Here is a 17,735-nt window from a genome sequence, read left to right as displayed (position 1 = left end):
ATACGGCAGGCGGCCGCTCTGGTTACTCGGCCGCCTGCTGCTTGCCCTTCTTCTCCTCATCCTCCTTCTCCTTGAGGAGACGGGGCAGGGCGGCGTTGGCGGCGGCGAAGCGCGGCGACTCGGTGACCTTGAGCGCCTCGACCGCGTCCTTGTTCTCCATGATCTTGGCCATGATGGCCTGGCCCGCGCGCACGAACACGTCGCGATTCTCGATCAGGAACTTCTGCGATTCGCGCAGCTTGGTCACGTAGCCATTGATCTCGGGGATGACGTAGCGCGCCACCATGTCCCAGCTGCGCATGGTGTTCTCGGGATTCGCCCAGTCGTGCACGAAGCCGATCACCGTGCCGAAACCGCCGCTCTGGGCATAGACCGACTTGATCACCTTCACGAGGTCGTCGGGCGTGCCGATCACCGAGGCCGCGCCGTCCTCGAAGGCTGTCTTGTCCACGGCCTCGTCGGGCGACGTGAAGGGCTGGTCGCCCGGCCGCTGCAGGGTGCCGACGATGTATTCGTTGTGCCAGCGCATCAGCCCGTGCCGGGCCTCCTCGCGTGCCTTCTCGCGCGTTTCGGCGACGTGCCAGCTGAGCAGCACGCGCCAGTTCTTGCGGTCGACCTTGGTGCCGTGCTTGACGGCCGCCTGCTCGGCGAAGCCCCATTGCGTCGGCAGCGACAGCAGGCCCTGGCTCGACATCGAGCCCAGCGAGATGATGCCGATGCCGTACTTGCCGGCCAAGGTCATGCCCGAGGGGCTGACCTGCGAGGCGACGACGAACTCCATGTCCTCCTGCAAGGGCAGGAGCTGCAGGGCCGCGTCCTGCAAGGTGTACCACTCGGTCTTCTTGGTGATGCGCTCACCCTTGAACAGGCGGCGGATCACGTCGATCGCGTCGTCCTGGCGGTCGCGCTGGGTCATCGGGTCGATGCCGAGCGTGTGGGCGTCGGACGGGAGTGCGCCCGGGCCCGAGCCGAAGATGGCGCGCCCACCCGTCATGTGGTCGAGCTGCACCATGCGCTGGGCCACGTTGTAGGGATGGTGATAGGGCAGCGAGATCACGCCGGTGCCGAGCTTGATGCGCTTGGTGCGCTCGCCGGCGGCGGCCAGGAACATCTCGGGCGAGGCGATCATCTCCCAGCCCGAGGAATGGTGCTCGCCGCACCAGAACTCGTCATAGCCCAGCTCGTCCAGGTGCTCGACGAACTTGAGGTCGCGGCGGAACTGCAGGGTGGGATTTTCGCCGATCGGATGATGGGGCGCGAGAAACGCGCCGAAACCCATGCGAGGCATGTCTATGCTCCTGTTCGTTGGTAAACGGGTAACATGCCGGGCCAACGGGGTCGACAACCGGAGGGACGAATGGCGGCGTTGAAAGGCAGGGTTGCGCTGGTAACGGGCGGGTCGCGCGGCATCGGCCGCGCCATCGCGATTTCGCTGGCCGAAGCCGGCGCCGCGGTGGCGGTGAACTATCTCAGCAAGTCGGCCGAAGCCCAGGCCGTGGTCGAGGCCATCCACGGCCAGGGTGGTCGGGCGGTTTCGGTCGGCGCGGACGTCTCCCAGGCCGCGGCGGTGAAGGGCATGGTGGCCGGCGTCGAGCGCGAGCTGGGTCCCGTGGACATCCTGATCAACAACGCCGGCATCGCCATCAACCGTCCCGTCGACGAACTGACCGAGGACGACTTCGACCGCACCATGGCGGTCAATCTCAAGTCGGTGTTCCTCTGCACCCAGGCCGTGCTGCCGGGCATGCGCAAGCGCCGCTGGGGCCGCATCGTCAACATCTCCTCGGGTGCGGCGCGTGGCGCGGGCGGCGTCGGCCCGCACTACAACACCTCCAAGGCCGGCATGGAGGGCATGACTCGCGGCTACGCGGCGCGGCTGGTGAAGGACGGCATCACGGTCAACGCGGTGGCGCCGTCGCTGATCCAGACCGACATGGTGGGCGCCGTCGCCTCGTCGGCGTCGCGCATCCCGCTCGGCCGCTTCGGCAAGCCGGAAGAATGCTCGTTGATCGTCATGATGCTGATCGAGAACGAGTACATGACCGGCCAGACGGTGGCGCTGAGCGGCGGGCTTTCCTTCCTGTGATCCGCATTCTCGGCAAGGCCTCGTCGATCAACGTGCGCAAGGTCCCGTGGGCCTGCGAGGAGATCGGCATCGCCTACAGCCGCGCCGACGACGGCCCGGAGATGGCGCAGAATCCCAACGGGCTGGTGCCGGTGATCGTCGACGACGACTTCGTGCTGTGGGAGAGCAACAGCATCATCCGCTATCTCGCCAACAAATGGTCGGCGCACACGTTGCAGCCGACCGAGCCGAGGGCGCGCGCCGAGGTCGACCGCTGGATCGACTGGCAGGCGACGGAGTTCAACAGCGCCTGGCGCTATGCCTTCTCGGCGATCGTGCGGCGCAATCCGGCTTTCAACGATCCGCGCGACATCGAGGCCTCGAAGAAGCAGTGGTCGCGCATGATGGAGATTCTCGACAGCCAGCTTGCCCGCACCGGCGCCCACGTCGCGGGCGCGGCGTTCACCCTGGCCGACATCCCGATCGGTCTGTCGGTCAACCGCTGGTTCATGACGCCGTTCGAGCGGCCGGCGTTCGCTCATGTCGGAGCCTACTATGAGCGGCTAAGTGCGCGGCCCGCTTTCCTCAAGCATGGCCGTAACGGGATCGCGTAGATGACGCCGACCGAACGACTGCTCGCGCTGTGGGATCATCTCGGCATCGGCGCCGCACATGTCGCCACCCAAATGCCCGGCGACATCGCGGGTCTTGCCTCGGGCTTCGGCTCGCGGCTGGGCGGTATCGTGCTCTGTGTGCCAACGCGCCTCGATCCGGTTTCCTTCGGCGTCATGCCTGAGCGCCTGCTGATGATCAGCGGCGAGGGCGGCCTCACCGCCGACGTGACTGCCCGGGCCGAGGCGCGGCTGTCCGGGTCGCGGCGGATCGTGCTTGCCGGTTACGACGCGCCCGGCTGGGCCGACGTTGTCGCCGACCGCACCGACGAGATCGTCGAGGCGATGTCGGGCTTCCTGGGCAAGCTCGAGGCCGACGCTCCGGCGAGGCCGTCACGCGAGGGCAGTCACGCCGGCATCTCCTATAGCATCGACGGCTCTGGGCCGGCCCTGATGCTGCTGCCGTTCTTCCTGGCGCCGTCGCAATGGGCGCCCGCGGTCGAGCGCCTGGCGCGGCAGTTCACGGTCATCACCCTGGGCGGCGCGCATCTCGGCGGCGTCGCCACGCTCGAGGACCGCGCCCAAGCGCCGACCTACCAGGCGATGTTCAGGACCCTGATCGACCTTTTGGCGCCCAAGCCGGGGGAGACGATCCTCGATGTCGGCTGCGGTGCGGGTTCGCTCGATCGGTTGCTGGCCGGACGTCTGGGCAAGGCCAACCCGATCACGGCGATCGACACCAACGGCTTTCTACTGAGCGAGGCCGAGGCGCTGGCGAAGGCGGAGGGCCTCGACGGCCTGATCCGCTTCCTGCCTGGCAACGCGGAGGCGCTGCCGTTCGCCGACGCCTCGTTCGACTGCATCTTCTCGGTGACGGTGCTGGAGGAGTGCGATGCCGACCGCGCGCTCGCCGAGATGATGCGCGTGGCGCGGCCGGGTGGGCGCATCGGCGTGATCGTGCGGTCGATCGACCTGCCGCAATGGTGGAGCGTCGACGTGCCGGAAGCGCTGCGCCGGCGGGCGGTGACGCCGCCGCAATCCGTCGGCGCCAAGGGCGTGGCCGATGCCAGTCTCTACCGGCGCGCCCGGCAGGCAGGCTTGCGCGGTCTCACCTGCTTTCCCGCCCTGGTGACCCTGGATCGCCCCGAGGGGCCGATCTGGCGCTATCGCGAGGATCACCTGACGGCGCAGCTTTCGCCGCCGGAACTGGCCGCCTGGCAGGCCGTGCGCGAGGTTGCTGCAGGGCAGGGTCTCCTTTTCATGGCCCATCCCATGCACTGCGTTATGGGACACAAGCCCACCGGCTGAGCTAGACTTTCGCCAACGCGTCCTATGGAGGAACCCATGGCTTATACGCTCGAGCAGCTGAGCGACGACATCCGCGCCGCCCTGAAGGCCGACCCTGGCGTCGGCGGCAAGCAGGCCGTCGTCAAGCTCGTCTCCAAGGTCCTGCTCGACAAGGACTTCGTCGAAAAGCACCTGCGGGCCGAGGACTGCAAGCCGCGCAAGGTGCTGTACGAGGATCCCGAGCTCGGCTTCTGCGTCTGCGGCCATGTCTACGAGAAGCCGGCGCACGGCGCGCCGCACGACCACGGCTCGAGCTGGGCCATCTACGGCCTGGCCGTCGGCGACACCGAGATGACCGACTGGCGCATCGTCAGGAAGGGCGACGGCGAGACGCCGTCATTGGTCGAGCCGGAGAAGGTCTACGTCCTGCGGCCGGGCGACGCGCACTTCTACGATGTCGGCGTCGTGCATTCGCCCAAGCGCGATGGCTTGACCAAGCTGGTGCGCATCGAAGGCGCCAACCTCGACCGCATCAAGCGCTCCAACATCAAGGCCGCGGCCAAGGTCGACGCGTAGCAGAGCCATGAGGATGCGGCGGCGCGCAGCGCTTGTTCTTGCGCTCGCGCTATCGGGCGCGAGCGGTGCGGCGCTCGCCGCCGACTATCCGACGAAGCCCATCAAGATCGTCGTGCCCTATGCGCCGGGCGGCGGCGCGGACTCGGTGGCCCGCATCGTCGCCCGCAAGGTGAGCGAAAACACGGGCTACACCATCGTGATCGAAAACAAGGGCGGTGCCGGCGCGATCCTGGGCACCGACCAGGTCGCCAAGGCCGAGCCCGACGGCTACACGCTGCTGCTCGGCCAGTCCGGCCCGATCTCGATCAATCCCGCCGTCTACAAAAGCCTGCCCTACGATCCGGTGAAGGACTTTGCGCCGATCACCATGACGACGGCCTATCCCTACATCCTGGTCGTCAATGCCGAGCTGCCGGTCAAGACGCTGCAGGAGCTGGTGGCGCTGGCCAAGAGCAAGCCCGACGCCATGAACTACGGCTCGACGGGCGTCGGCGCGGCCAACCACCTGGTTGCCGAGCTGTTCAACAGCAAGGCCGGCATCAGGATGACCCACGTGCCCTATCGCGGCACGGCGCTGGCCGTCGGCGACCTTTTGGGCGGCCAGCTCACCGTGGTGTTCGGCGATCCGATCAGCGTCCTGCCGCACATCAAGTCGGGCAAGCTGCGCGCGCTCGCCGTGACCAGCCTGGAACGCTCACCCGTGGCGCCCGAGGTGCCGACCGTGGCCGAGAGCGGCTATCCGGACTTCGAGGCGCTGGCCTGGCACGGCATCCTGGCACCGGCCAAGACGCCGCCGGCGGTGATCAAGAAGCTAAACGAGGAGATCGTGAAGGCGATCAAGGACCCGGCCGCCCGCGAGCTGCTGGAAAACCAGGCCATGCAGCCGGTCGGCAACACGCCGGAGGAATTCGCCGCCTTCATCCAGAAGGACATCGCCGTGTGGAAGGGCGTGGCCGAGGCGGCGAAGGTGACGGTGGAGTAGCGGGAGCGCGGGCCTCTGGCCCGCATCATGATCATGAGCGGGCCGGAGGCCCGTGCTCCCATTAACGCGGGACGGTCAGTGCGGCCAAAGTCGAGACGTCACCGCTCTTGTCGAGCGCCCACACGGCGTCGATCAGCGGCCGGACGTCGTGCTGCGGCCGCCAGCTCTTCGCCTCGTCCAAAAGCTTCTGCTCGATCTCGGCGTCCTTCAGGGGATTGGCCGACGAACCGCGCGCTGCGTCGGTCGAGGCGTGATGCTTCTTGCCGTCGGACGTGAAGAAATCGACCTCGATGGCGATGGTGGAGATGGCGGGATCTTCCGCCACCTCGATCTTGCGCCGCATCGCCTTGACCGCGGGATCGTTGACGCAGGCATCGGTGAACTCTTGCGGGCCCGCCTTGCCCAGCACCAGCGCGGCAGCGGTGGCGTGCTGCAGGCTCACCTGCGCCTCGCGGCCGGTCGCGACCTCGGGCCGGTCGGTCCGCTGCAGCAGCAGCGGATTGCCGCGCACGGCCACACGCTCGACGACGGCGTCGGGATTCTGCTTGCGCCAGTCGAGCGCGCAGTCGAGCAGGGGATGGATCACGAAGCCTGCCGGGTAGGGTTTCAGCGAATTGTCTAAGACTTCCCAGGTCGCGCCGAGGCCGTCGAAGGCTTCCCAGTTGGGCGGCTCGCCCATGGCGGCCAGCCAGCCCTGGGCGCCGGCGATCGGTTCGGCCGGACCGGAAAAGCCCTTCTCCGCCAGCAGGGCGGAGAACAGCCCGTTGCGCGCGGCATTGCCAACGCTGACGCTCTTGGCCGGCCAGCCCAGGCATTCGCACAGGCCGCCGGATTGGGTCGACGCATTGCCCAGCGCCCATACGACCTGGTCCGCCGCGAGGCCGAGCAGCTTGGCGGCGCCGGCCGCCGAGCCGAACACGCCGCAGGTCGAGGTGATGTGCCAACCCCGGGGATAGTGGCCGGGCGACACCGCGGCGCCGACCCGGCATTCGATCTCGAAGCCCAGCACGAAGGCCGTCAGCAGCTGCGGGCCGCTCACGCGCCGCAGCTCGGCCATCGCCAGCAGGGCAGGCGCGAGCGGCGCGGTCGGATGGACCACGGTCGGCAGGTGCGTGTCGCAATAGTCGAAGACGTTGGCGCCGGCGCCGTTCAGGAAGGCGGCACTCAGCGCGTCGATACGCTCGCTGCGGCCAACGACCGTCGCCTGCTTGCCGCCGGAGAAATCCGCCAGAGTGGCGAGCGCCAGCTCGACCGGCTCGGTCCGGCAGCCGGCGATGGCCACGGCGAAGAAGTTCAGCAGCGCGCGCTTGGCCTCGTGGCGCGCCTGCTCGGGGATGTCCTCCCACGTCGTGTCGACGATGAAGCGGGCGAGCGATTGGGTGATGCCGGGTTTGGAAATCATGGAACTCTTTCAGCAGATCGTTGTTGCAGTCGACCTTGTCATCCCGAGCGCAGCGAGGGACCGTTCCTGCTGCCTCAAAGGTCCCTCGCTACGCTCGGGATGACAGTTGTGCTTTGGGCCGGTGTCGTGCGTCAGCCCAAAACGTCCTTCTCGTGAAACTCCACGCCGCGCGTGACGTCGGCGGCGCTGCCCTGGTACTCGACGCGGCGCAGCTGGTTGCGCCGGATCTTGCCGGAGATCGTCTTGGGCAGCTCGGTGACGAACTCCAGCCGGCGGATGCGCTTGAACGGCGCCAGCCGCTGATGGGTGTATTCCAGGATCGACCGCGCGGTTTCCTTGCTGGGCGGCGTCCCGGCGGTCAGCAGGATATAGGCCTTCGGGATGCTGAGCCGGATGTCGTCCGGCGTCGGCACGATGGCTGCCTCGGCGACGGCATCGTGCTCGATCAGCACGCTCTCCAGCTCGAACGGGCTGATGCGGTAGTCGGACGACTTGAAGACGTCGTCGGCGCGGCCGACGAATGTCAGGTAGCCGTCGGCGTCGAGGTTCGCGACGTCGCCGGTGCGATAGACCTTGTCGTTGGCGCCCGAGAGCTTGCCCTCGGCGTCGGCATAGCCCTGCATCAGGCCGGCCGGACGGTCCTCGTTGAGGTCGAGGCAGATCTCGCCCTCATCGGTCGGCATGCCGTCGGCATCCAGCACCAGGATGCGATAGCCCGGCATCGGCCGGCCCATCGCGCCTGGCTTGACCGTCTGGCCGGGCGAGTTGGCGATCTGCGCCGTCGTCTCGGTCTGGCCGTAGCCGTCGCGGATGGTGAGGCCCCAGGCGTCCTGGACCTTGTTGATGACCTCCGGGTTCAAGGGTTCGCCCGCGCCGCAGACTTCACGCAAGGAGACTTTTGCAACGGCGAGATCTTCCTGGATCATGAGGCGCCACACGGTCGGCGGCGCGCAGAAGGTCGTGACCTTGCAGCGCTCCAGCACGCCTAAAAGCGCTTTGGCGTTGAACGGCGCCTGGTTGACCATCAGCACCGTCGCGCCGGCATTCCACGGCGCGAAGAAGGTGCTCCAGGCATGCTTGGCCCAGCCGGGTGAGGAGATGTTGACGTGCACGTCGCCGGGCTGCAGGCCGAGCCAGTACATCGTCGAGAGCGAGCCGACCGGGTAACTGCGATGGCTGTGGCGCACCAGCTTGGGCTTGGCTGTCGTGCCCGAGGTGAAATAGAGCAACAGTGGGTCGTCGGCGTTGGTCGTGCCGTCGGCCTTGAACTCGGTCGGGCACTTATAGGCATCGCTCAACGGCTGCCAGCCCGCGATGGGCTTGGCGCTGGTGGTGACGAACGTCACACCATCGCGCGGCAGGCCTGCGCATTTGGCGACTTGGTCCTCGTCAGTGACGATCATGCGGGCTCGGCCGCGCTCGACGCGGTCGGCCAGCTCCTCGGTTGTGAGGAGTGTCGTGGCCGGGATCACGACCACGCCGAGCTTCATGGCGGCCAGCATGATCTCCCACAGCGGCGCCACGTTGTTCAGCACCAGCAGGAGGTGATCGCCGCGTTTCAGGCCCTGCTGGCGCAGCCAGTTGGCGACCTGGTTCGATCGCTGCGAGAGTTCGCCGAAGGTGAGCTTGGTCTCGCGTCCGCTCGCCACGTCGACGATCCAGAGGCCGCAGCGGTCCTTGCTCGCAGCGCTCGCCAGCTCGGCGTCGAACCAGTCGATCGCCCAGTTGAACGGCACAGGATCGGGCCAGCGAAAGCCCGCGACCGCCTTGGCGTAGTCGGCGCGGTTGGCCAGCAGGAAGTCGCGGGATTCGCGAAAGGTGGGCATGCGTTCCTCCGTACGTCCTACTTGTTACTCGGGAATCTGTAATTTCGCTACGAGTGAACAACCAAGCTCAAGTGCGCGTCGCGAATTCGCCAAATTGTTGGCGCCAAATCCCTTCGCTGGGGATGGGCCAGACAGGAGATTGTGCCGTGACGCATTTCGCCATTCCTGTTCGCATCGACGCCTTCGTGAACAACTATCCGCTCTTCACCAAGACGTCGATAAACACCAAGGCCGGCCCCCGGATCGATCTCAAATTGAAGGATCCCGGCGGGTCACTGGCGGGAGAGCTCGATGGCTGGGTCACCGGGCTCATCAACGAGAACATCAGCTACACGACGTGCTGCATTCAGATGTCGCACGCCATCAACGTATCCTTCCTGCATGAGGATCAGACGAAGATGGTGGGCGAGCAGAGCTACCGGCGCCGGACCAATGGGTTTGCGATCAGGTCGGCAGCGAACAGGGTGTTCCGCTACATCGCCGCCGTCGACGAGATGAAGGATTTTCTCGACAACACCTTCGAAGAAGGCGTGGAGATCACGAGCCGGGCCGACATCGAGGACAAGCCGGGCATCGTGGTCTTCATGGGCCAGCAGACCTACGGCATCCATACCGAGATCTGGACCGGCGACAATTTCAATCAGGGCTTCATGCGAAACAACTTTGCCTCGCTTACGCGGCCGAGGGTGTGGTTCTGGAGTATCGGCGATCCCAACCTGATCGACATCTGAGGGCGGCTACTCGCGAACGGGACTGCCTTCGAGCTTGAACGGCGCGTCGGTCGCCGGGCGCGTGGGCTCGTCGATCCTGAGGCAGCCTGCGGTCAGGCCGTCGCCCGGCGCCTTGTCGACGGGGGCGACGAACAATGCGGTCAGCTTCATGTCGCCGGCGAACAGCCGGGCCTCGCTCAGCCAGCGCGTGGCGCGGATCGAGTTGCCGCCCTTGTCGAGCCGCAGCCAGCCGCAGATGGTGGGGCGCTCGCCGGAATTGTTGATGCGGATGTAGGCCGTATCGGTACCGGTGAAGGAGCCGGCGTTGGAGGTGACGCGCCATTCGAACGGCACGGCGCGATAGAGCTTGGCGTCGTCGGCCGACACGTCGATGCTGCCGACATAGTCGGACTTGGCGAACGAGGGATCGCGCAGCCAGCCCATGTGCACGGCAAGGCCGAACAGCAGGAGGGCCGCGCCCAGAGCCAGGATCGCCCAACGCGGGATCGAGAGCATGTCAGCCCAGGATGACGGTCATGCCGCCATCGACCACCAGCGTATGGCCGCTCATGTAGGCGCCGGCGTCGGAGGCCAGCAGCAGCAGGGGGCCGCGCAGGTCCTCTGGCTTGCCCCAGCGATGCAGCGCGGTGCGCTGCTCGAGCATGGCGTTGAAGGCCTTGTTCTGCTGCAGCGGGACGTTGAGCTCGGTGCGGATATAGCCCGGGGCGATGGCGTTGCAGGTGACGTTCGGGCCGTACTCGGCCGCCAGGTTCTTGGTGAGCCCGATCAGGCCGTGCTTGGCCGCGACATAGCCCGCGACCGTGGCGCGCCCCAGGATGCCCATGATCGAGGAAATATTGACGATGCGGCCGTACTTGCGCGCCAGCATGTGGCGGCCGACCTCGCGCGCCAGCATGAACTGCGAGACGAGGTCGGTCTCGATCGCGGAGCGGAAGGTGTCGGTCGAGGTGTCGACGATCGCCTCGCGGTAGATGATGCCGGCATTGTTGACCAGCACGTCGATGCGGCGGTGCCTGGCGATGATGCTGGCGACCTGCTCGCGGACGGCGGCTTCATCGGTGATGTCGAGCGGCGTGACCTCGGCCTTGCCACCCTTGCGCTTGATGGCACGCGCCGTCACCTCCAGTTCTTTCACCGTGCGGCCAGCGCACAGCACCGTGGCGCCGGCAGCCCCCAGGGTCAGCGCCATGTCGCGGCCCAGCCCGCGCGAGGCGCCGGTCAGCAGCACCACGCGGTTCTTCATCGAAAAGAGGTCGGCCATGCCCTGTCCGTGTCCTGCCGTTCTTTGCCTTGGGGGCCAATCCTAGCCTATGAAAGGCGCCGGTAGATATCGGGAGAGACGACATGGCGAAATCGGGCAAGGTGGCGATCGTGACGGGCTCGGCGACCGGGTTGGGCGCCTCATGTGCGATCGACCTGGCGGAGCGCGGCTGGAACGTCGCCATCAACTACACCAAGAGCAAAAAGGAAGCCGACGAGACCTATGAGGCGGTCAAGGCCAAGGGCGTCGAGGCGATCCTGGTGCAGGCCGACATGGGCCAGGACGCCGATTGCAAGAAGCTCGCGGCCGAGACCCTGAAGAAGTGGGACCGCATCGACGGCCTGGTGAACAATGCCGGCACCACCAAGTTCCAGAACCAGGGCGACCTCGACGGCGTCACGCCCGAGGATTTCGACCGCATCCTCAGGGTCAACGTCACCGGCCCCTACATGATGAGCCGCGCCGTCTTCCCGACCATGAAGAAGCAGTGGGAGGAGAAGCAGGAGCGCGGGTCGATCGTGAACATCTCCTCGATCGCGGGTGTGATGGGCGTCGGCAGCTCGATTCCCTATGCCTGCTCCAAGGGCGCGCTCAATACGCTCACCCTGACGCTCGCCCGCTGGTTCTCGCCGTCGGCGCGCGTCAACACCGTGTGCCCGGGCTTCATCCAGACGCGCTGGCTGCTGGGCGGCATGGGTGAGGAGAACTACAATAAGCTGAAGCAGAGCCAGGAGCAGACCGCGCCGCTGCGCCAGGCCGGCACGCCCGAGCAGATGGCCGAGGCGGTGATGTTCTTCCTGACCAGCGCGTCAAACATCACCGGCGAGTTCCTGATCGTCGACGCCGGCATCCACCTCGCCAGCCTGCCGATGAAGGCGCGGTAGCTTCTTTCCCGTCATCCCGAGCGGAGCCGCCCGAAGGGCGGCGCAGTCGAGGGACCTGTTTTGTCGTCGCATCAACAAAACAGGTCCCTCCACTACGCCTCGCTTCGCGAGGCTCCGGTCGGGATGACGGGATTTTGGCGCCTAACGTCAGCGCCTTACGCCGCTCGCGCGTAAAGCTTCTGCAGGTAGGGGCCGACATCCGGCGCAAACGCCGGATGGGCGATCAGCCGGTTGAAATGGCTGGAGGCGTTCGGGAATTGCTCGCGCCATTGCTCGTTCACGATCGGCGTCAGGCCACGCTTGGCAAGCGTCGGGCGATGGTGCCGCTCGTTCAGGAACAGGCAGAGCTCGGCCACGAAGCAGATGTCTGCCAGCGACAGCGTCTCGCCGACCAGGAAGCTGCGGTCGGGCTGCAGGGCCTGGTCGATACCCGCGGCATAGATCGCAAAGGCCTCCGCTGTCCGCGCATGGATGTCGGCGGCGAAGTCCGGGTCGCGCAGGGCCAGTAGGTAGATCTGCGAATCGCGGGCGAAGACCAGGCTGGCGTCGAGGAAGCTGTCGATGCGCGCGGCCTCGTAGGGGGTGCTGCCGTAGAGCTTCGACCGCTTGCGGTCGAGCCGCGCCACGGCCCGCATGATGCTGTTGGATTCGAAGATGCCGGTCGTCCCGTCCGGGCTGAAGGCCGCGGGCACCGTGGCAAAGGGGTGGGCGGCCAGGAAGGCGTCGGTCTTGACCAACTGCCCGCCCTTGAAGCCGACCCGGCCGGCGCGCGCCTTGGTCTTGCGGCGATCGGCTTCGGAGAGGGGACGGGCGTCGAAGTCCCACAGCCAGTCCTTCAGCTCGGCAGGCTTGGCGCCGCGGAGCTCGACATCGACGCCGCACAGGCGCGCGGCGATCGTCGCCTTCATGATCCTGGGATTGGGGAGATAGGAGAAGATCCGGAGGTCGGCCATGGCACTCACCATTTCTCGCCGAAGGGGCGAATCTCGACGTTGAACGACCAGGCGCTCCTGTCCTGGTGGATGACGTGCCAGACCTCGTCGGCGATGGCGGCCGGCTTGATGAAGAAGCCGTCGGGCGCGTCGGGATAGCGTTTGCGCGTCCAGGCAAGATCGATCACCGCATCGATGACGATGTAGGCGACGTGGACGCCCTTCGGCCCGAGGTCGCGCGCCATGGCTTCGGCCAGGATGCGCTGCGCCGCCTTGGTTGGCGCGAAGCCCGCGAAGTTCGCCCGGCCGCGCAGCGCCGAGGTGTTGCCGGTGACAACGATCGCGCCCTTGCCCGCCTGCACCATCGCCGGCGCGAGGCGCCGGGCCAGGTGCAAGAGCGCCATGGTGTTGACCTGGAAATTGGCGTTCAGGACCTTGGGATCGATGTCCAGGAAGCTGCCCCACGCGCCGCCGACCGCGTTGTGCACCAGGACCGAGGGCTCGCCGAGCTGCTGGCGCACCATCGCCAGCGCCGCATCGAGCTCGGCCTCGTCGGTGACGTCGCAGGCGAAGGCTTTCGCGTTGGCGATCTCCCGTTCGAACGTCGCCAGTCGATCCTTGGTGCGGGCCAGCATGGCGACGTCGTAGCCGCCGGCTGACAAGCGCCGGGCGATGGCACTGCCGGTGCCGGGGCCGACTCCGGTTACGAGGGCGAGGGGACGGCTCATGGTTGGCTCCGTTTTCTGACCACGGCCGGATCGTGCATGTGAAAAAAGCACGGATCAAACACACAAAACTCATGACCGCACGAGTTGCGGCCCTGTTGGCAGATTGACAAGTTCTAAAAAGACACTGACAGTGCCAGCCAACGAATAGGCGGAGGAAACATGGCGCCATCGCAGGTCGAGGCCGCAGCCCAGCAGCTTCTCGCGGGATTGCCGCAGCGTCTCGACCAGGTCTTCCGGCCGTGGGCCAGGAGCGCGCCGAAGCAGCCCGCCCTGATCGGCGATGGCAAGGTGTGGACCTACGGCGCGCTCGCCGGCATCGTCGATGACGTGGCGGCGGAGCTCAGCAAACACGGCGTGCGGCCGGGCGATCGGGTGATGGTGGTCAGCGAGAACAGTCCCGCGCTCGCGGCCCTCATCCTTGCGATATCGGCGCTGGACGCCTGGTCGGTCTCCGTCAATCCGCGCCTGTCCGAACGGGAGATCGACCAGATCCGCGGCCACTGCGGCGCGCGCGTGCTGTACTACACGGTCGAGGTTTCCGAGCTAGCCGCAGCGCACGCGCGCCGCCACGAGGCGCACGAAGTCGAGATGGGCCCGCTCGGCACGCTTGCCGTAAGCCCGCTCAACGAGGCGACCGAACCGGAGCCGGTGGCGCAGGACAGCGCGCAGCAGGTGGCGGCGCTGCTCTACACGTCGGGCACCACGGGGAACCCCAAGGGGGTGATGCTCAGCCACCGCAACATCCTGTTCAACGCCAGCGTCTCGCGCCTGCTGCGCAAGCCCACGCCCGAGGACATCATCTATGGCGTGCTGCCGATGTCGCACATTGTCGGCTTTTCGATCATCCTGGCGGGCACGCTGATCGGCGGCAGCGCTGTCCATCTGGTGCCCAAGTACGATCCGGCGGCTTTCGTCGGCGCCGTGCGCGACCATGGCATCTCGCTGCTGTTCGGCGTGCCGACGACCTATCAGCGCCTGCTCGAATACAAGGCGACGGCGGGCCTCAATGCCTTGCCGCGCGGCCGCCTGCGCGGCCTCTACGTTGCCGGCGCGCCGCTCGATCCCACCCTGAAAGCCATGGTCGAGCAGGAGTTCGGCCTGCCGTTGCTCAACGGCTACGGCATCACCGAGTGCGCGCCCGGCATATCGGGCGTGCGCGCCGAAGCGCCACGATCCGACACGTCGGTGGGCACGGTCATCCCCGGCATCGAAGTGCGCCTGGTCGGCCGCGACGGCGCCGCGGTCGCCGAGGGCACGGTCGGCGAGCTGCATGTCCGTGGCCCCAATGTCATGCGCGGCTACTATCGCGCGCCCGAGGCGACGGCGGCCGCCATCGACAAGGAGGGCTGGTTCAATACCGGCGACCTTGCCCGCTTCGAAGGTGAGACCTTGTTCATCGCCGGCCGCACCAAGGAACTGATCATCCGGTCGGGTTTCAACGTCTATCCGGCCGAGGTCGAAGCGGTGCTCAACGCCCATCCGGCGGTCATGCAGTCGGCCGCGGTCGGCCGCGCCGTGCAGGCCAACGAGGAAGTCGTGGCCTACGTGCAGCTCCTGGCCGGAGCGCAGGCCACGGTCGACGATCTCATGGCGCACGCCGCGCGCCAGCTCACCGCCTACAAACGGCCGAGCGAGATCGTGATCCTGGAGGCACTGCCGACGTCTTCGGCGGGCAAGATCCTGAAACATCGGCTCAGCGCATAGGAGGAACAAGTGGCAGCACGCAATGCGACGGCAGCCGTGATCGGCGCGGGCGACTTCATCGGCGGCGCCATCGCCAAGAAGTTCGCGGGCGAGGGCTTCACCGTGTTCGCCGGCCGGCGCAACGGCGACAAGCTCGCGCCCTTGGTGGCCGACATCAAGGCAGCCGGCGGGCAGGTCTCGGCGCGCTCGCTCGATGCGCGCAAGGAGGAGGACATCACCGCCTTCCTGCAGGAGGCCGACCGGCAGGCGCCGCTCGAAGTCTGCATCTTCAACGTCGGCGCCAACGTCAATTTCCCCTTCACCGAGACGACCGAACGCGTCTTTCGCAAGGTCTGGGAGATGGCCTGCTACTCGGGGTTCCTGGCCGGCCGCGAAGCCGCCAGGCTGATGCTGCCGCGCGGCAAGGGCGCGATCTTCTTCACCGGCGCGACGGCCAGCATGCGCGGCGGGGTGGGCTATGCAGCCTTCTCGGCGGCCAAGGCAGGGTTGCGCGCCGTGGCCCAGGCGGCAGCGCGCGAGCTTGGCCCCAAGAACATCCATGTCGCACATCTCGTGATCGACTCCGGCGTCGACACCGCGTGGGTGCGCGAGCGCATCAAGGAACGCGAGGGCGCCGAAGCGCTGGCCAAGCTGTCGCCTGACCGGCTGATGCGGCCAGAGGCCGTCGCCGAGGCGTACTGGGCGCTCTACCAGCAGCCGCGCGACGCCTGGAGCTCGGAAATGGAAATCCGTCCCTTCGGCGAGAAATGGTGAGCCATGCCCAAAGTAGACTTCCTCTTCGATTTCGGCAGCCCTAACGCCTACCTGAGCCACCTCGTCATCCCGGGGATCGAGAAGCGCCAGGGCGTGAAATTCGACTACCTGCCGGTCTTGCTGGGCGGCGTGTTCAAGATGACCGGCAACCGCTCGCCGGCCGAGACCAACGCCGGCATCAAGAACAAGCCCGAATATCAGCGGCTCGAGACCGAGCGCTTCGTACGCCAGCACGGCATTACGCGCTTCAAGTCCAACCCGTTCTTCCCGGTCAATACGCTGATGATCATGCGCGGCGCGGTGGCGGCGAAGAAGCTCGGCATCTTCGAGCGCTATGTCGACGAGGTTTACCGCCACATGTGGGCCGAGCCGAAGAAGCTCGATGATCCGGCCGTCCTGAAGGCCGCGTTGCTCGAGTCGAACCTGCCGGCCGACAAGCTGTTCGAGCTGGCGCAGACCGCCGAGATCAAGGACGGCCTGCTGGCCGAGACCACGCGCGCCGTCGAGCGCGGCACCTTCGGCTCGCCGACCTTCTTCGTCGACGACGACATTTACTTCGGCAAGGACCGACTGCGCGACGTCGAGGAAGCGATCGCTGCGAGGAAATAGACGCTTCCTCCTTTTCTTCAAATTCCTCTCCCCCTAGCGGGGGAGAGGAGCCTGAGTCAGCGTGGGGGAGGGAATCTACTTCGGCAGGCGCACGACCTTGGCTTTGGTCAGACGCTCTATGTCCGCCCGGGCGTAGCCGAGCTCGGTGAGGATCTCGCCGCCGTGCTGGCCGATTCCTGGCGCCGCCGAGGGCGCGCGGGCCGGCGTGCCTAAAAATTCCGCCGCGGGCTTTGCCTGGCGCACGCGGCCGATGCCGGGATGGTCGAACTCGGCGATCAGGCTGCGCGCCACGACCTGCTCGTTGTGCATCACCTCGCCGCGGCGCAGCACCGGTGCGCACGGCACGTCGGCGTCGTCGAGGCGCTTCAGCCAGTCGGCGGTGGTGCGCTTGGCGAGGATGTCGCCCATCAGGGTGATGCGCTCGGCAGCGTTGGCGGTGCGCGCTGCCGGCGTGTTGAACCTCTTGTCCTCGATCAGCGCTGGCTGCTCGACGGCGCGGCAGAAGCCTTGCCATTCGGAGTCCGAGATCGTGCCGGCGGTCATGTAGCCGTCGAGCGTCTTGAAGATCAGGTCGGGCCGCGCCTTGGGGTCGTTCGCCGCGGCCTCCTGCCCGACCACCGTGTACTGCATCATGGCTTCCGGCCAGAGATAGGAGATCATGGTGTCGAGCATCGCCACCTTGATGTGCTGGCCCACGCCCGTCTTTTCCCGCGCGTACAGGGCCGATGCGACCGCCTGGGCGGTGAAGACCGAGGTGGTCTTGTCGGCCACGATGGTCCGGATCATCTGCGGACGCCCGGTCTCCGCATTGGACTGCACGTCGGCGAAGCCCGAGAGGCCCTGGATGATGGGATCGTAGATGCGCTTCTCGGCGTACGGGCCGCTGTCGCCGGCGCCGCTGATCGAGACGTAGATCAGGCGTGGATTGAGCGCGCGCATCGCGGGCTCGCCGAGGCCCAGCCGCTCCATGACCTGCGGCCGGAAGTTCTGCACCAGCACGTCGGAGCGGGCGATCAGCTTCTTCAGGATCTCGACGCCCTCAGCTTGCTTGAGGTCGACCGACAGCGAGCGCTTGCCGCGGTTGGTCGAGATGAACAGGGCCGAGAACTGGCCGGTCGGGTCGACCGACTGGCGGCTGCGCCGCGTGATGTCGCCGCCCGGCGGCTCGACCTTGATCACGTCGGCGCCCTGGTCGGCCAGGAACATCGTCGCGAACGGCCCCGACACCACGCTGGTGAGGTCGATGACCCGCACCCCCGACAACGGACCTGTCATGCGTCGTCTCCCGTTTCGTTTCAGCACGTATACTGGCGACGGACTGGCGGTCTCACAACGTCATCGGAGTCATGATGTCGCGACCAAAACTAATCCCAGGCCGTCAGTT

The 17,735-nt window shown here is 66.9% G+C and carries 18 protein-coding genes; 10 read left to right on the top strand and 8 right to left on the bottom strand.

The features are described from left to right. Nucleotides 1-22 precede the first annotated feature (22 nt). On the bottom strand, nucleotides 23-1,288 hold the full coding sequence (locus RSO01_RS17915) for an LLM class flavin-dependent oxidoreductase (protein ID WP_147150500.1): 1,266 nt from the start codon (nucleotides 1,286-1,288) through the stop codon (nucleotides 23-25). Between the two features lie 69 nt (nucleotides 1,289-1,357). Between RSO01_RS17915 and RSO01_RS17910 the strand changes: the two genes are divergently transcribed. Genes RSO01_RS17910 through RSO01_RS17890 form a run of 5 tightly spaced genes read left to right on the top strand, consistent with a single transcriptional unit; the run spans nucleotide 1,358 to nucleotide 5,521 of the window. Then, a complete protein-coding gene (locus RSO01_RS17910; protein ID WP_147150497.1) occupies nucleotides 1,358-2,086 on the top strand; it encodes an SDR family NAD(P)-dependent oxidoreductase in 729 nt (242 codons plus the stop codon). After that, nucleotides 2,083-2,679 carry a glutathione S-transferase family protein gene (locus RSO01_RS17905; protein WP_147150495.1) on the top strand — a complete coding sequence of 199 codons (597 nt, stop codon included), beginning with the start codon at nucleotides 2,083-2,085 and terminating at the stop codon, nucleotides 2,677-2,679. Before RSO01_RS17910 ends, RSO01_RS17905 begins: the two co-directional genes overlap by 4 nt. After that, nucleotides 2,680-3,984, top strand: a complete 1,305-nt coding sequence (locus RSO01_RS17900) for a methyltransferase domain-containing protein (RefSeq protein WP_147150494.1) — start codon at nucleotides 2,680-2,682, stop codon at nucleotides 3,982-3,984. It begins immediately after the preceding gene. Between the two features lie 36 nt (nucleotides 3,985-4,020). After that, nucleotides 4,021-4,539, top strand: coding sequence for a cupin domain-containing protein (locus RSO01_RS17895; RefSeq protein ID WP_147150492.1), 519 nt, complete (start codon nucleotides 4,021-4,023; stop codon nucleotides 4,537-4,539). A gap of 13 nt (nucleotides 4,540-4,552) precedes the next feature. Further along, complete coding sequence (locus RSO01_RS17890) at nucleotides 4,553-5,521, top strand: Bug family tripartite tricarboxylate transporter substrate binding protein (RefSeq protein ID WP_170303154.1); 969 nt, start codon at nucleotides 4,553-4,555, stop codon at nucleotides 5,519-5,521. Nucleotides 5,522-5,582: 61 nt separating this feature from the next. Here RSO01_RS17890 and RSO01_RS17885 read toward each other — a convergent pair whose 3' ends face one another. Both RSO01_RS17885 and RSO01_RS17880 read right to left on the bottom strand, forming a co-directional pair. Next, nucleotides 5,583-6,923: an MmgE/PrpD family protein gene (locus tag RSO01_RS17885; RefSeq protein ID WP_147150488.1), complete on the bottom strand. Its 1,341-nt coding sequence runs from the start codon at nucleotides 6,921-6,923 to the stop codon at nucleotides 5,583-5,585. 131 nt (nucleotides 6,924-7,054) lie between these two features. After that, a complete protein-coding gene (locus RSO01_RS17880; RefSeq protein ID WP_147150487.1) occupies nucleotides 7,055-8,749 on the bottom strand; it encodes an AMP-binding protein in 1,695 nt (564 codons plus the stop codon). A 146-nt stretch (nucleotides 8,750-8,895) separates the two neighbouring features. Here RSO01_RS17880 and RSO01_RS17875 point away from each other — a divergent pair, with 146 nt between their 5' ends. Continuing rightward, entirely contained in the window at nucleotides 8,896-9,480 is a 585-nt protein-coding gene (locus tag RSO01_RS17875; RefSeq protein ID WP_170303153.1) for a T6SS effector amidase Tae4 family protein, read from the top strand. 6 nt (nucleotides 9,481-9,486) lie between these two features. Here RSO01_RS17875 and RSO01_RS17870 read toward each other — a convergent pair whose 3' ends face one another. Together RSO01_RS17870 and RSO01_RS17865 are read right to left on the bottom strand one after the other, a co-directional pair. Then, complete coding sequence (locus tag RSO01_RS17870; protein WP_147150485.1) at nucleotides 9,487-9,975, bottom strand: hypothetical protein; 489 nt, start codon at nucleotides 9,973-9,975, stop codon at nucleotides 9,487-9,489. A gap of 1 nt (nucleotide 9,976) precedes the next feature. After that, nucleotides 9,977-10,741 carry an SDR family NAD(P)-dependent oxidoreductase gene (locus RSO01_RS17865; protein WP_147150484.1) on the bottom strand — a complete coding sequence of 255 codons (765 nt, stop codon included), beginning with the start codon at nucleotides 10,739-10,741 and terminating at the stop codon, nucleotides 9,977-9,979. 83 nt (nucleotides 10,742-10,824) lie between these two features. On the opposite strand from RSO01_RS17865, the gene RSO01_RS17860 reads away from it, so the two are divergent. After that, complete coding sequence (locus tag RSO01_RS17860) at nucleotides 10,825-11,625, top strand: SDR family NAD(P)-dependent oxidoreductase (RefSeq protein ID WP_147150482.1); 801 nt, start codon at nucleotides 10,825-10,827, stop codon at nucleotides 11,623-11,625. 155 nt (nucleotides 11,626-11,780) lie between these two features. On the opposite strand, the gene RSO01_RS17855 is transcribed toward RSO01_RS17860, so the two are convergent. Together RSO01_RS17855 and RSO01_RS17850 are read right to left on the bottom strand one after the other, a co-directional pair. Beyond that, a complete protein-coding gene (locus RSO01_RS17855; protein WP_147150480.1) occupies nucleotides 11,781-12,578 on the bottom strand; it encodes a glutathione S-transferase family protein in 798 nt (265 codons plus the stop codon). Between the two features lie 5 nt (nucleotides 12,579-12,583). Continuing rightward, complete coding sequence (locus tag RSO01_RS17850) at nucleotides 12,584-13,285, bottom strand: SDR family NAD(P)-dependent oxidoreductase (protein WP_147150479.1); 702 nt, start codon at nucleotides 13,283-13,285, stop codon at nucleotides 12,584-12,586. A 159-nt stretch (nucleotides 13,286-13,444) separates the two neighbouring features. On the opposite strand from RSO01_RS17850, the gene RSO01_RS17845 reads away from it, so the two are divergent. Genes RSO01_RS17845 through RSO01_RS17835 form a run of 3 tightly spaced genes read left to right on the top strand, consistent with a single transcriptional unit; the run spans nucleotide 13,445 to nucleotide 16,351 of the window. After that, nucleotides 13,445-14,989 (top strand): class I adenylate-forming enzyme family protein, encoded by a 1,545-nt coding sequence (locus RSO01_RS17845; RefSeq protein ID WP_147150477.1) that lies wholly within the window; start codon nucleotides 13,445-13,447, stop codon nucleotides 14,987-14,989. A gap of 9 nt (nucleotides 14,990-14,998) precedes the next feature. Continuing rightward, the gene (locus RSO01_RS17840) at nucleotides 14,999-15,742 is read left to right on the top strand and encodes an SDR family NAD(P)-dependent oxidoreductase (RefSeq protein WP_147150475.1); all 744 of its coding nucleotides are present in this window, start codon (nucleotides 14,999-15,001) and stop codon (nucleotides 15,740-15,742) included. 3 nt (nucleotides 15,743-15,745) lie between these two features. After that, nucleotides 15,746-16,351 carry a 2-hydroxychromene-2-carboxylate isomerase gene (locus RSO01_RS17835; RefSeq protein ID WP_147150474.1) on the top strand — a complete coding sequence of 202 codons (606 nt, stop codon included), beginning with the start codon at nucleotides 15,746-15,748 and terminating at the stop codon, nucleotides 16,349-16,351. Nucleotides 16,352-16,426: 75 nt separating this feature from the next. Here the strand turns inward: RSO01_RS17835 and RSO01_RS17830 are convergent, their stop codons facing one another. Beyond that, complete coding sequence (locus tag RSO01_RS17830; RefSeq protein ID WP_147150472.1) at nucleotides 16,427-17,626, bottom strand: CaiB/BaiF CoA transferase family protein; 1,200 nt, start codon at nucleotides 17,624-17,626, stop codon at nucleotides 16,427-16,429. Nucleotides 17,627-17,735: the final 109 nt, after the last annotated feature.

The sequence above is a fragment of the Reyranella soli genome (genome assembly GCF_007992495.1).
GTDB lineage: Bacteria > Pseudomonadota > Alphaproteobacteria > Reyranellales > Reyranellaceae > Reyranella > Reyranella soli.
The sequence above is the reverse complement of the archived record's forward strand: the minus strand, read 5'-3'. Positions and strand labels throughout refer to the sequence as shown.

Bases quoted from the DNA above. Each gene is read 5' to 3' on its own strand.
- RSO01_RS17845 (WP_147150477.1), top strand. From the start codon at position 13,445: ATGGCGCCATCGCAGGTCGAGGCCGCAGCCCAGCAGCTTCTCGCGGGA.
- RSO01_RS17910 (WP_147150497.1), top strand. From the start codon at position 1,358: ATGGCGGCGTTGAAAGGCAGGGTTGCGCTGGTAACGGGCGGGTCGCGC.
- RSO01_RS17870 (WP_147150485.1), bottom strand. From the start codon at position 9,975: ATGCTCTCGATCCCGCGTTGGGCGATCCTGGCTCTGGGCGCGGCCCTC.
- RSO01_RS17895 (WP_147150492.1), top strand. From the start codon at position 4,021: ATGGCTTATACGCTCGAGCAGCTGAGCGACGACATCCGCGCCGCCCTG.
- RSO01_RS17835 (WP_147150474.1), top strand. From the start codon at position 15,746: ATGCCCAAAGTAGACTTCCTCTTCGATTTCGGCAGCCCTAACGCCTAC.
- RSO01_RS17855 (WP_147150480.1), bottom strand. From the start codon at position 12,578: ATGGCCGACCTCCGGATCTTCTCCTATCTCCCCAATCCCAGGATCATG.
- RSO01_RS17830 (WP_147150472.1), bottom strand. From the start codon at position 17,626: ATGACAGGTCCGTTGTCGGGGGTGCGGGTCATCGACCTCACCAGCGTG.
- RSO01_RS17860 (WP_147150482.1), top strand. From the start codon at position 10,825: ATGGCGAAATCGGGCAAGGTGGCGATCGTGACGGGCTCGGCGACCGGG.
- RSO01_RS17865 (WP_147150484.1), bottom strand. From the start codon at position 10,741: ATGGCCGACCTCTTTTCGATGAAGAACCGCGTGGTGCTGCTGACCGGC.
- RSO01_RS17880 (WP_147150487.1), bottom strand. From the start codon at position 8,749: ATGCCCACCTTTCGCGAATCCCGCGACTTCCTGCTGGCCAACCGCGCC.
- RSO01_RS17900 (WP_147150494.1), top strand. From the start codon at position 2,680: ATGACGCCGACCGAACGACTGCTCGCGCTGTGGGATCATCTCGGCATC.
- RSO01_RS17850 (WP_147150479.1), bottom strand. From the start codon at position 13,285: ATGAGCCGTCCCCTCGCCCTCGTAACCGGAGTCGGCCCCGGCACCGGC.
- RSO01_RS17915 (WP_147150500.1), bottom strand. From the start codon at position 1,288: ATGCCTCGCATGGGTTTCGGCGCGTTTCTCGCGCCCCATCATCCGATC.
- RSO01_RS17885 (WP_147150488.1), bottom strand. From the start codon at position 6,923: ATGATTTCCAAACCCGGCATCACCCAATCGCTCGCCCGCTTCATCGTC.
- RSO01_RS17890 (WP_170303154.1), top strand. From the start codon at position 4,553: ATGCGGCGGCGCGCAGCGCTTGTTCTTGCGCTCGCGCTATCGGGCGCG.